Origin of the sequence: Gemmata palustris (assembly GCF_017939745.1) — a bacterium.
Classification (GTDB): Bacteria; Planctomycetota; Planctomycetia; order Gemmatales; family Gemmataceae; genus Gemmata; species Gemmata palustris.
Genome location: NZ_JAGKQQ010000002.1, coordinates 27,282 through 40,927 on the forward strand (window position 1 = coordinate 27,282; position 13,646 = coordinate 40,927).

General features: G+C 69.0%; 5 protein-coding genes. 4 read left to right on the forward strand and 1 reads right to left on the reverse strand.

The window, feature by feature from the left end; all coding sequences use genetic code 11:
* Nucleotides 1-75 precede the first annotated feature (75 nt).
* The 4 genes from J8F10_RS34680 to ftsH all read left to right on the forward strand — a co-directional run bounded on the left by J8F10_RS34680 (nt 76) and on the right by ftsH (nt 9,075).
* The gene (locus tag J8F10_RS34680) at nt 76-2,274 is read left to right on the forward strand and encodes a hypothetical protein (protein ID WP_210662432.1); all 2,199 of its coding nucleotides are present in this window, start codon (nt 76-78) and stop codon (nt 2,272-2,274) included.
* A gap of 126 nt (nt 2,275-2,400) precedes the next feature.
* Entirely contained in the window at nt 2,401-3,153 is a 753-nt protein-coding gene (locus J8F10_RS34685; RefSeq protein ID WP_210662434.1) for a PIG-L deacetylase family protein, read from the forward strand.
* A gap of 216 nt (nt 3,154-3,369) precedes the next feature.
* A complete protein-coding gene (locus J8F10_RS34690; RefSeq protein WP_210662437.1) occupies nt 3,370-6,723 on the forward strand; it encodes a Tex-like N-terminal domain-containing protein in 3,354 nt (1,117 codons plus the stop codon).
* A 273-nt stretch (nt 6,724-6,996) separates the two neighbouring features.
* Entirely contained in the window at nt 6,997-9,075 is a 2,079-nt protein-coding gene (gene ftsH / locus J8F10_RS34695; protein WP_210662439.1) for an ATP-dependent zinc metalloprotease FtsH, read from the forward strand.
* Between the two features lie 839 nt (nt 9,076-9,914).
* Here the strand turns inward: ftsH and J8F10_RS34700 are convergent.
* Nucleotides 9,915-13,457 (reverse strand): tubulin-like doman-containing protein, encoded by a 3,543-nt coding sequence (locus tag J8F10_RS34700; protein WP_210662442.1) that lies wholly within the window; start codon nt 13,455-13,457, stop codon nt 9,915-9,917.
* Between the last annotated feature and the right edge of the window lie 189 nt (nt 13,458-13,646).

A 13,646-nucleotide genomic window follows, 5' to 3' on the forward strand; every position in this document is an offset into this window, starting at 1 on the left:
CAGCGGTCGGGGCGACCGCTGCCGAACACTGGGCCCTGGGTTCCGAACACCGAACACCGAACACCGAACACGACTATGAACCCCCTGCAACGAGCCGCGATCGTCCGCAAGGCGACGTACATCGGCGCGATCCTCGTGCTGTTCACGGTCAGCATGGTCTGGCGGGGCGCGCTCCCGGTCCCGCTCAGCGGCGCGAGCGGGCCGTTCCGCTGGGCCGCGAACCACACCATCAAGACCCAGGCCGAGAAGCTCGAGGTGTGGGAACTCGACCCCCAGGAGGGCGAGGCCGAGATCACCGGCAGCGCGCTGCGCCTCACCCTCACCGGGAGCCGCGGGGTCGCGGTCACCGCGCTGTGGCTGTCGGCCATCGACAAGCAGAAGCGCAACGACTTCCACGAGTTCGAGCAGCGCGTGATGATGGTCACCAAGCTGCAACCGAACTTCATCACGCCGTGGATCTTCCAGAGCTGGAACATCGCGTACAACGTGTCGGTCGAGATGCACGGCAGCGGCGACATGTACTTCTACATCGTCCGCGGCATCCAGTTGCTCGCGGAGGGCGAGCGCCACAACAAGCGCTCGCCGGACATGCGGTACCAGATCGCGTTCTACTACCAGAACAAGTTCGGCGTGTCCGACCAGGTCGAGACCCTGCGGTGCCTGTTCGACCTGAGCTGCATCCCGCCGAGCCAGCGGAACCCCAAACAGTTCGAGGACCCGGAAACCGGCAAGGTCAACGAGGCCAAGTTCCAGGAGTTCTGCGAGAAGCACCCGCACTTCGTGCGCCGCATCCGCGGGGACGACCTGCGGTACACGGACAAGCGCGCGAAGGAGAAGCTGCGCCGCGGCACGCCGAAAGAGGTCGTGGAGTTCCTGCGGACCAACTGGGAGGTCCCGTCCCGGTACCGGGCCAACTTCCTGAAGGAACCGACCGACGACCTGGCGGAACCGGAGAACCAGTTCCCGGCCCTCCCGCCGCAGTTCAACGAGGGGCCGGACGAGGCGCACCCGGCGTCCGGGACGGCCGACGACCGCGCCCCGGGGCTCGGGTACTTCAGCGGGTACAAGGCCGCGCGCGCCTGGTTCAGCTACTCGCTCCTGCTGCTCCCGCCGCCGATGAAGGACGCCCAGGGCATCCCGGTCCCCGGCCCCACCCCGCCCCCGGGCACCTTCGACCACGACCCGGCGAAGCACCGCGTCCCGCGGCTCCCCATGATGGTGATCTTCCGCCAGGGCGCGCCGCGCGCGCAGAGCTACCAGGCGGAAATGGAGCAGAAAGAGGGCTGGTTCGACGACGAGGGGTGGCTGATCGACGACCCGAGCGACCAGCCGTCGAAGTGGTGGTTCCCGAACAACCCGGACCGCCCGACCCGGCCCCGGCCCGTGGTGGTCGGCACGGGCCGCGCCTGGTCGCTCGAGGAGTGGCGCCAGGCGGCCGAGATGTGGGACCGCCACGGCCGGGACTACGGCCTGATCTTCGGTCAGGGCCGCAAGGAGACCCTGGAGAACCGCCGGGGCGACCCCGGGTCCGTTCCCAACGACCCGACCCCGGAACAGCTCGCCGACCCGGTGATCCGGGAGCGGTACCTGGCCAAGGTCGCGCTGGAGTATTACGGCACGAACCGGAGCGTCACGAACTTCCCGTTCTTCCTCGCGTCCTCGCAAGCGGAAGCGAAGCCCCTGACCGTGCAGGCCCGCAAGACCCTCTGGAAGGCGGAGCAGGCCCGCAAGATCAGCAACCCGCCGCTCGCCATCCGGCTCTACAAGGAGGGGTTGGAGCTGTGGAAGCAGGTGCTCGTCGCCAACAAGGACTTCCACCGGCCGGAGCGGTCCGACCGGACCGAAGAGGAGACGTTCGAGTTCGAGCTGGCGTACCAGCGCCTCCTGGTGCAGGACGACGAGCGGGTCCGCAAGCGGGCCAACGAACTGGTCCACGGGGCACAGGGGGTGATCCCGTTCCTGACGCTCCCGTTCCAGACCGAAGCGCTCGCCCCGGGGCAGGTGGCGGTCCCCGACCCGCTGTGGACCAACACGAACCGCGAGGAACTCAAGTGGTACATCGTTGAGAACGTCTCCGACGCGGACTTCTCCTCGCCGTTTGTTGGCTCGCTCGCGCCCGACCGGCTCGCGTGGGTGGCCGAGGGGCTGAAAGAGTCCGTGCGCGTGAAGCAAGGTGTGTCGCGCAAGCCGCAAGCGACCGCACCGCCCGGCGCGGGTGGTCCGGGTGGTCCGGGTGGCGGTCCCCCCCCGGTCCCGCTCCCCCCGGGCCAGTAGGCCCGGCCGGCTCGACGGCAGATTCGACAACACAAAAAGCACCGACCGGGCCGCGGGGACACCTCCGCGGCCCACGGTTCGTACAACACCCTCCTCACCGTCCCTTCACCCGCGACCGCACCGCACATGAACCGTACCGCTCTCTGCGTCCTCGCGCACCCCGACGACGCAGAGTTCCTCTGCGCCGGCACGCTCGCCCGCTTGAAGAAAGAACACGGCTGGGCGATTCACGTCGCGACCATGACCCCCGGCGACTGCGGGTCCGCCGAGCACGGGCCGGACGAGATCGCGCGCATCCGGCGCGCGGAGGGCAAAGCCGCGGCCGAAGCCATCGGCGCGATTTACCACTGCCTCGAGGAGCGCGACCTGCGGGTGATTTACTCCGAAAACGCGCTCGAAAAAGTCACGCGGCTCGTCAACGCGGTCGCGGCACAAGTGGTGTTCACGCACAGCCCGGACGACTACCACCTGGACCACGAGCAGACGAGCAAAATCGTGCGCGCGGCGACGTTCGCGGCCCCGATCCCGAACTTCCTGCACGGGCGCCACTTGCACCCGCCGGTCGCGCACATCCCGCACCTCTTTTACTGCGACCCGCTCGAGGGGAGCGACGCCTTCGGGCGCCCGATCGTGCCCGGGTTCCGCATCGACATCAGTGCGGTGATCGCGGACAAGGCGCGGATGCTGGAGTGCCACGAGAGCCAGCGCGCGTGGTTGCGGGCGCACCACGGGGTGGACAATCTGGTGGACTCGATGCGGGAATGGGGCGCGGCACAAGGCGCGCACGCGGGCGTCCCCTTCGCCGAGGGTTACCGCCAGCACCTGGGCCACAGTTACCCCAAAAACAACGTCCTCGCGGACCTGCTCGGGAGCGTCTGACGGGCGTCGGGGCGAATGCCGCGGGGCGCGAATACGCGCGCCCCGCGGCGCTTTGATAACGCTTGTTTCCTTGACGCCCCGCGAACCGGCCCGTAATCATGACCATCTGAACGCCTCTTCAGGCGCGCCCGGCCGGTCGCGCGAACCCACACGGCCATTGGACCGTCTCGACTCCGGCTGCCGGAGCCGCCCCGCTGTCCCCAGGACGCTCGCAACATGACCCCGTCCGACCCGACGACCAACGTGCCCGCCGATTCTTCTGCCCCCGCCACCGACGTCGCCCCGGCGCAACCGACCGAACCCGAGCCGGGTCCGCCGGCCGAGAGCGCTGCGGCGCCGGCGGTCGAGAGCGCCGCGCCCGCGGAGCCGGTGGGCGAAGGCACGGCCCCCGCGGCCCCGCCGCCCGCGCACCGCGAACCGGCCCTGCCCGCTCAGCCGGTGCCGGACGTGCCGCCGGCCCCGCAACCGCACGACCTCTCGCGCATCGCGCAGGACCTGCAGATCCGCAAGGCGCAGGTCGAGGCCGTCGTCCAACTGCTCGACGACGAGAACACGGTCCCGTTCATCACGCGCTACCGCAAGGAGCGCACCGGCGGGCTGAACGAAGACGTCATCCGCCGCATCCAGGACCGCGTCACGAACCTGCGGGGCCTCACCGACCGCAAGCGCACGATCCTGAAGAGCATCGCGTTCCAGGGGAAGTTGAACGACGCGCTCACCCAGGCCCTCCTCGCGGCCGAGTCCCCCAAGCGCCTCGAAGACCTGTACCTGCCGTTCAAGCCCAAGAAGAAGTCGCTCGCGACCGAGGCCCGCGAAAAGGGCCTGGGGCCGCTCGCCGAGGCGATCTTCAACCGCGACCCGGCCGTCGACAAGCTGGACGAGGTCGTTCAGGGGCTGGTGGACCCGGACAAGTGGCTGCTGAACACCGACGACGTGATGGCCGGGGTGCGGAACATCCTCGCCGACACGATCGCCGACTTCGCCGAAGTGCGCGGGCCGCTCCGCGCGTTCTCGTGGGACACCGGCGTCCTCGTCTCCGTCCGGGGCGAGAGCGTCCCGGAGAGTAAGGGCAAAGAGTACGAGCCGTACTTCGACTTCCGCGAACCGGTCAAGGACATCCCGCCGCACCGCGTGCTCGCGATCAACCGCGGCGAGAAGGCCGGCGTCCTGAAGGTCCGCATCGACACCGACCCGGCAATGGGCCTGGAGATCACGACCTACCACCTGGGGCTCGCGGACCACCCGCACCGCGGGCTGATGCTCGAGGTCGCCAAGGACGCGCTCGAGCGCCTGCTGAAGCCGAGCCTCGAGCGCGAGATCCGCCGCGAGCTCACCGACCGCGCCCAGGAGCACGCGGTCATGGTGTTCGCGAAGAACCTCCGCAGCCTGCTGCTGCAGCCGCCGCTCCGCGGCCGCAAGGTGCTCGCCGTGGACCCGGGCATCCGCACCGGGTGCAAGCTCGCGGTGCTGGACGAGACCGGCAAGTTGCTCGAAGACGCGGTGATCTACCCGCACGGCCAGAAGAAGAACGCGACCGACGCCAAGCGGAAGATGGAGCAGCTCGTCCGCAAGCACCAGCTCTCCGTCATCGCGATCGGCAACGGGACCGGGTGCCGCGACACGGAACAGCTCGTCGCGGACCTGATCTCGGACCTCGCGCACCGGCGCCTGAACCCCGTGCCGGACGCGCCGCAAGCGTCCACGCTGGCCCCCGAAGCGCCCGCCGCGCCGCCCCCGGTCGCCCACGAACCCGTGCTCGCGCCGGTCGTGACGGCCGCGCCCGCGGCGACGACGCTCGATTCCGAAGCGCCCGCGGTATCAACGGAAGCCGTTACGCTCTCGTCCGAAGCGCCGACCGCCCTCGTCCCGGCCGAAACGACCACCACGCACGCCGAAGCCGCGCCGGCCGCCGGCGAGACGCTGACGACCGGCGAACCCGCGTCCGCGTCGGTGCCCGTCGCGCCTGCCGCGCCCGCGGTTCCCCCGCCGCCCCCGATCTCGCTCGAGGGGCTATCGGACGCCCCGGAAGACCTCGCTTATGTGATCGTCATCGAAGCCGGCGCGAGCGACTACTCGGCCAGCCCGGTGGCCCGCGAAGAGTTCCCCGACCTCGACGCGACCACGCGCGGCACCATCAGCATCGGGCGCCGGCTCCAGGACCCGCTCGCGGAACTGGTGAAGATCGACCCGCAGCACATCGGCGTCGGGCTGTACCAGCACGACGTGAAGCCGAAGTTCCTGAAGGAATCGCTCGAGGGCGTGATCGAGTCGAGCGTGAACCAAGTAGGCGTCGAGCTGAACACCGCGAGCGTGCCGCTCCTGCGCCACGTGTCCGGGTTGAACCAGTTGGTGGCGCGCGAGATCGTCACCTACCGCGAGAAGCAGGGGCCGTTCGCCAGCCGCGAGCAGCTCCTTCAGGTGCCCGGGCTGGGCGAAAAGCGGTTCACCCAGGCCGCCGGGTTCCTCAAACTGCCCGACGGCCCGGACCCGCTCGACAGCACGTGGATCCACCCGGAAAGCTACCCGCTCGCGCGCCAGGTGCTCGCGGACTTCGGGTTCGCGCCCGCGGACCTGCGCGACCGGTCGAAGGTCGAAGAGCTCCGCGCCAAACTGAACGGCGTGAACCTGCCCGAAGTCGCGGCCCGGCTGAACGTCGGCGAACCGACGCTCGACGACGTGTTCGCGGCGCTCGCGCGCCCCGGGCGCGACCCGCGCGAGGACCTGCCCCCGCCGATCTTCAAGACGGGCGTGCTGCGCCTCGAGGACATCACCCAGGGCATGGAGCTGAAGGGCACCGTGCTCAACGTGGTGCCGTTCGGGGCGTTCGTGGACATCGGGCTGAAGGAGAGCGGGCTCGTTCACATCAGCCAGATGGCGAACCGCTACATCAAGAGCCCCTACGACGTGGTTTCGGTCGGCGACGTCGTCACCGTGTGGGTGATGGACGTGAAGGCCGGCGAGAAGAAGATCTCGCTGTCGATGATCCCGCCGGGCCAGGAACGGCGCCCGCAAGAGCGCGGCGGCCCGGCCCGCGGCGGGCGCGCGGACGGCCCGCCCCCACGCGAGCGCGAGCAGCGGGAGCCGCGCGGCGACCGGCCCCGGGGCGATCGGCCCGCGCCGCAACCACAGGACCAGCGCGAGCGCCCGCCGCAACCGGCGCGCGACGATCGCGGCGGGAACCGGGGAGGGTACCCGCAACGCGGCGGGTTCCAACCGCGACAAGGTCAGGGGCAGGGCCAGGGCGGACGGTTCAACAACCGCGGTCCGGGTCCGAACGCGCCGGGGAACACTAACCCGCCGGCCGGTGCTCAGCCCGCGGAGCAGGTTCAACCCCAGCCGCCCAAGAAACCGGGCAAGCCCAAACCGCTGCCGAACCTGACGCCCGAAAAGAAGGCCGGTAAAGCGGCGCTGAACACCTTCGGCGAACTGCTCGCGTTCTTCAAACCGCCGGAGCCGGAAGCGCCCAAAGAAGCGCCGAAGGCCGAGGAGCCGAAACCGGCACCGCCCCCCGAAGCGAAAGCCGAGGAGCCGAAGCCGGAAGAACCCAAGGCCGACAGCGGCCAGAACTGACCGCGCCGACTCACTTTGCGACGCGACCGCGGCCGGCGCCAGAAGCAAACCGCTGCTTCTGGCGCCGGCCGCGGTCGTGTCATGAGACAAATCCGTGCGACTCTCTGGGCGAATTGGGCCGCAAAATCGGCTCTCGCGCTTCGAGTTCACCTCCCACACCCAATCGCCCGTACAATGTCTACACACTCCACGCCCACTCCGAAGGGGTTACTGGGGTCGTAACGACATCGTCGCCCCGCGCGGGCCACTTGGCCCGCGACCGAGGACATAAACATGGCCGAGCAACCAGACAACTCGTCCCCGAACGTGCCCCCCGGCGGACCGAACCAGCCCGCGCCCAAGCGGACCAACCCGCTGCTCCCCGGCGGGTGGATCGCGCTCATCGTGCTCGGAGTCATCGCGTTCGCGTTCCTCGCGTTCAAAAATAACTACCGCGAGATCGATTACTCCCGGTTCCGCGACCTGATGGACGCGGGCCAACTGAAGTCCGTGACCCTGGTCGGCACCGACCGGGCCGAGGGCGAGGTGCGCGACGCGAACTCCGACCTCGCCAAGAAGCTCGAGCTCGGGAAGACGGGCCGGTTCGCGGTGCTCCTGCCCCACTCCAACGACCAGCGCGCGCTCACTGCGGACATCGAAAAGGCCGATCAGAAGTACCACGAGGACCTGAAGAAGGCGAACCAGCCGGAACCGGAGCGCGTCACCATCAACCGGCGCGAGGAGCCGACCCCGTGGCTCGGGCCGCTGCTCCTGCAGCTCCTGATCGTGTGCGGCATCATCACGGTGTTCGTCGTGTTCTTCCTCCCGAAGCTGCGCGACCCGATGGGCGGCGGGTTCATCAACAACTACATCCGCAGCCCGGCCAAGCGGTACGAGAAGGGCAAGGGGCGCATCACGTTCGACGACGTGGCCGGGATGGAGTCGGCCAAGCGCGAGCTGAACGAGATGGTCGATTACCTGAAGGAGCCCGGCAAGTTCACCCGCATCGGGGCCACGGTGCCCAAGGGCGCGCTGCTCGTCGGCCCGCCCGGAACCGGGAAGACGCTGCTCGCGAAGGCCGTGGCCGGCGAAGCGAACGTGCCGTTCTTCGCCATCAGCGGCAGCGAGTTCATTCAGATGTTCGTGGGCGTCGGGGCGAGCCGCGTGCGCGACATGTTCCGTACCGCGAAGGAGCACTCGCCGTGCGTGATCTTCATCGACGAGATCGACGCCGTGGGCCGGATGCGCGGGGCCGGGTACGGCGGCGGGTCCGACGAGCGCGAGCAGACGCTCAACCAGATCCTGTCCGAAATGGACGGGTTCCAGCCGACGGAAACGGTCATCGTGATGGCCGCGACCAACCGCCCGGACGTGCTCGACGCGGCCCTGCTGCGCCCGGGGCGCTTCGACCGGCACATCACCGTGGACCGCCAGTCGTGGAAGGGCCGGCTCGAGATCCTGAAGGTTCACACGCGCAACAAGCCGCTCTCCGACCAGGCGGACCTGGAGCGCGTGGCCCGGAGCATGGTGGGCATGAGCGGGGCCGAGCTGAAGAACCTGTGCAACGAGGCCGCGCTGCTCGCGGTCCGCGCCGGGCGGAACAAGATCGAGCAAGTGGACTTCGACCGAGCCGCCGACCGCGTGCGGCTCGGGAGCCAGCGCGAGGAACCGTTCTCGCACGACGAAAAGCGCCGCACCGCGTACCACGAGGCCGGGCACGCGCTCTGCGCGTTCCTCATGCCGTCGGCGATGCACGCCCTCGACCGCGTGTCGATCATCCCGCGCGGGCGCACGGGGGGCGTCACGATGTTCCACCAGGACGAGGACCGGGTGGACCACTCGCAGAGCGAGCTGACCGCGATGCTCGTGATGACGATGGGCGGGCGCGCGGCCGACAAGCTCGTGCTCGGCGAGCCGCTGTCCGGGGCCGTCGGCGACCTGAAACAGGCCACGCGGATCGCGCGCGTGATGGTCACGCAGTTCGGCATGAGTGACCGCGTCGGGCCGGTGTACCACCAGCAGGGCGAAGAGCACGTGTTCTTGGGCAAGGAGATCGTCGAATCGCGCGCGTACAGCGAGGGCACGGCGCGGCTCATTGACGAGGAGATCCAGCGCATCCTGATCGACGCCGAGGCCCGGGCACAGGACCTCGTGCGCACCCACCGCGACAAACTCGACGTGATCGCGGACGCGCTGCTCATGCACGAAGAGATCGACCGATCGGAGGTCGAGAAGCTGATGGCCGGGGTGCCGCTCGCGGAACTGCGCCCGGAGGTGCCCAAGGTGGTGGCCCCGGCGCCCGCCCCTCAACCCGAACCGGTCGCGAAGCCGGAAGCCCCGCCCAAGCCGGGGTTGGCGTTCGGGGGAGCGTAGATCGAAAGTCGCAGACCGTAATGTCACAAGTCGTAAGGTCGAAGGCATCAAACAAGTGATGCCTTCGACCTTCTCTTTTTCCTCGTCGCTAACCGGTCTCGTTTCGGGATCGTCGTAAGAGGTCGGACGAGCCGCGACCGCAAGGGAGCGGGCGCGTGGGCGCCGAAATCACCACGAGTATGTTGCGGGCAAACGAGCCGCGACCGCAAGGGAGCGGGGCGCGGCTCCTCGGGTTACCACGAGAGCACCTGAGTGCGGTGGTGCCTCCCGCTCCCTGGCGGTCGCGGCTCGTCCGACCTCTTACGGTCGCGGCTCGTTACAGGAAGCCTGAAACCTGACTAACGGTGGGACGATGAGGTAGAGAAGCCGTAAAGCCCATCTCAGAGTGAGGCGCCGGCTTTACAGCGTGTAACGTTACCACATTCGGCGAAAAGTACACTGAAGAAGTAGTGGCCGAACGGCTCACGACGTGGAGGGCGTGAATGAACGAGGAAGATTTCAATGCGTTCTTGGCGGCCGCGCTCGCGGAGGGGCGCACGCCGATTTCCGCAGGCGGGCCTCCGCTCCGAGAACTCGTTTCACCCGCGTTCAGCACAGCGGCTGTGGCCGAAGGAACCATGTCGATTTCTGCGGGTCACCGGCCAGATACCGAAGCGAGCCAAAGCACTGAACTGCCCCCCATTACTTCGGAACGTTAGCCTCGTTTCGAGATCAATGTAACGACCGCAAGGGAGCGGGAGTGTCCCCCGCTCCCTTGCGGTCGCGCTCCCTACGAGAAACCCGGAACCGCCCCAGAGTTCAGCCCGAGCACAGCGGTCACCACCGACCTGCGACCAGAACTATTCTGAAAGCGGTAGCCATTCGGTCACATCGAACCGCGAGTGCGGAGACGTTTGTGCGGTCGCGAGGGCCTCGTAGTACGCCGGCTGGCACGCCGCCAGGAGCGCGGCGACCTCGGCCGGCAACAGGTTCCCGTGCTCGCGGCAGAACATCAGGTCCGTCGCGGCGCCGTTCACCGCAATGGTGAGCGCGTTCGGAACGGCCTTCTTGACCAGCCCGGCAAAGGCGTTACCCGATTCCGTTTCGGGGACCAGCACGAACGTTTGTGCCCCGGTCTCCGACCCGCACGGCGGGGCCGAGCGCGCGTGGTAATCGTGAATCCGGGTGCTCAGATCCACGTTTCGCGCCCGGGACGTGGACACTTCCACTTCCGTTACGTCCGTCACCGGCAGCAGGTCACTCAGGAACGCCGTGGTCTGCTCGACCATCGGCGCGACCAGCGTGCGGCTCATGTCCGCGTTCAGTTGGCACAGCGCGGTCAGCCCGCCCCGCGGTTCGAGCACGAGTTTCTGGAGCGCGACCTCCAGGCGGAGCACGTCCTGCGGTTTGACCGAGTTCACGACCCGCTTGGCCGAGCGCTCGATGTGCGTTTCGCCCGAGGGGAGCACCACGTTGAGCGTGTTCGTCGGCCGGAGCGTCTGCTGGAGCGCCTCTTCGGAGAGCGCGACCGGCGTGTCCGACGACGGGGGCAGGTTCGCGAGCGGGGACTCCATGACGTCGATGAGCAGTTCCATCCGCGTGCGGCAGTACGCGAGTTCGCGGAGCCGGTCCTCGATCCGGGCGCGGAGCGCGCGGTAGAACTTCGCGGTGGCGTCCGCCAGGTCTTCTTGCAACCGGACGTGCGCGAACGCCCGGATCTGGTCGAGGAAGTGCCGCATGCTGCGCCCGGTGCGCCCGCCGAAGAAACTGAACGTCCCGCTCCCGGCCTGACACACGTCGTGTGCGGACTGGACGTCGCTCTTCGCCTGGCGCGCTTTCACCGCGAACTGCTGGGCGCGGGCGGCGGCGGCGGCGGCCCACTCAGTGGACGCGGCCGCGAGCTTCTTTAGCGCGGTCCCGATCGCCCCCAACCGGCGCCCCGGGAACTCCTCGAGGGGCCGCACGATCTCCGCGAACTCGTTCCCCCACATCTCCGCGACGCGCTTGACCGCCTCTTCCAGCAGTTTCGAGGTGCGGCTGCGGCGCACGGTGCTGTCCTGCTCGCCGGTCGGCCGCGTGCCGATCAGGTCGCGGGCCTGCTCCCACACGGCGCGCGACCACGCGCCCGCGTCGGGCCGGCGGGTCGTGGCGCCGAGCTGCGCCTCCAGCCCGCTCAGCCAGCGCTCGATCTGGTCCCCGGGTCCGCCGTCCGGCCCGCGCACCGCTTCCTGTTCGATTTGTGCCCGCACCGCGTCCGGCTTCAGGCGCGAATCGTTGACCGCGTGCCCGACGACCTGTTGCACGGGCGTCGGGTCGGTGGGGTCCGCGTCCACCTTCCACTCTTTGAGCAACCGCAGGCAGATCTTCTGCGCCGCGGCCCGCAGGAGCAGCCCGCGCGGGAACCACACGCCATACGTGCCGAACGAGCGGAACGGGCTCCGGTCGAACCCGACGGGCCGGGAGCGGAGCTGCTCGAGCGCCGGGCCGAGGGGCGTCGTCATGTCGTGCGACACGTACCCCGCGAGGTGCGAAAGACAGTCCCGGAACGAACCGGCGCTGCGCTCCGCCATCGGCATCAGGTACGTGGACGTGAACGGCAGCCCGCGGCTCTCGACCTTCGGCCCCTCCGGGCCGCCGTAGTGCGCAACGAACGGCACCTCCGGGTCGGAGAAGTGGTTCAGCTCGGTGAGCGCGGCGTACAGGTTCGCGAGTTCCGCGTCCGTCGAGTTCGGGTCTTCGGGCGCGGCCGCGTACACGAACGCGGTCACCGGGGCGTCGGTCGGCGTCACCCGCGCGAGCACCCGGCGCACCGCGTACCCCAAGTCGACGAGCATCCCGCCGGACCCGCCGCTGGCGCTGGCGAAAACGTACACTTGCGGGGTGTTGTCGCGGACCGTCAACCCGGTCTGGTCGGACGACTGCGCGAGCGATTCCGGGTGCGTCGCGATCTGGAACTCGCGCCGGAGCCGCGTGACGAAGCGCAGGTAGTTGTCGCAGAACGCGAGGCGCCCCAGCGCACGTGCCCCTCCCGCGCGCAGGCTCCGCGGGATCGCGTACAGTTTCTCGCGCGGCAACCAGTCGAGGATCTGTTCGAGTTGCCGGCGCCGGTACTGCGTGACCGGTTGCAGCGGCACCGAGAACACCTCATCGGCCCCGAGCGCCACGTCGGGCGGCGCGCTCACCGCCTTCGTCGCCGCGTCCGGGTCGCAATCGACGTAGAGGAAGCGGAAGCACGGCACCTGAACCACATCGCCGACGCGGTCCGTGAGCCGGCACCGGATTTCTTGGAGCGCCCGGCGCCCGAAGCTGCCCACGCCGATGAGAATGGTCGGCCGCAGCACGCCCACTTCTTTTTGCGCCGCGGTCACCCCGAGCAGGTGGTCTTCGTCGATCTCGGGGTGCTCTTGCGGCGCGGAGTGGGGGCGTGCCGGCCCCGACATCACGGCCGCGGCCCCGCGGCCCGGTGCCGACACCGAGGGCGTCAGCTCCACGTCGTGAACGGTGCGCCCGGTCCGCGCCCACGCGCCCGGCTCGCGCACGCCGCTGCCGGCCTCGCCCCCGCCGCTACTGCCACTGGCGTCCCGTGCCCCACCGAGCGCGCGAACGAACGCGGTGCAACTCGGCCAGCGCTCGTCCGGGTTCTTCGCCAGTGCCCGGGCCACCACCGGCTGGTCGCCCTCCGGGAGCATCGACAGGTCCGGCGGTTCGGACATGTGCTGGAGCGCGAGTTGCCGAATGTTCTTCCCGGGAAAGGGGCGCTTGCCCGTGAGCAGTTCGACGTACACGATCGCGAGGCTGTACTGGTCCGAGTGCTTGCTGATCTTGTTCTGGAACGTCTCCGGGGCCGCGTAGATGGGCGTGACGCCCCCCATCAGCCCGGACGAACTGGACCGCTCGAGCTGCTTCACCAGCCCGAAGTCCGCGACCTTCACGCGGTCCGCGACCATGAACAGGTTGCGCGGCTTCACGTCGAGGTGCTGGAGGTTGTGCTTCTCGATCAGGTGGTCGAGCCCGATGGCCGCGTCGTCGAGGAACCCCAGGAGGATGTCGCGCGGGATGCCGGGGCGCCCGGCGCTCTGGTACTCGACTAGGCACTCGTGCAGGTTCCGATCGGCCAGTTCCATCACGATGACGAGTTCGCCACCGACGTCCTGGATCTGCTCGATGGACACGACGAACGGGTGCCGCACCTGCTTGACGCGCTCGAGCGCCTTCAGTTCCTGCACGGCGCGGGCGTCGTCGCCGTCGAGGGCGTTGAGGTTGCCGTAGACGAACTTGATCGCCTTGTGGATGCCGCCGGGCGCGACGCACTTCCACACCTCACCGAACCCACCGGTACCGATGGGTTCGATGAGTCGGTACCCGGGCAGCGGTTCCCCATCGGGCTCGCGGAGCCAGTTCATAACGTTTGATAACCTGTCCCGGTGCGCGAGGACGGTCCGCACCGGTTGCGAGTTCCGAGAAATTGCCGTTTGAACCGTAAGTCACTATGTGCAAGAAGTCCAATCGGATACGCGAATTTGAGGCGGGCGCACACGCGACTGAGGGCGGGGCCGAAGCTCGGGCGCGAACCTGGACCCAATCGAACGGCT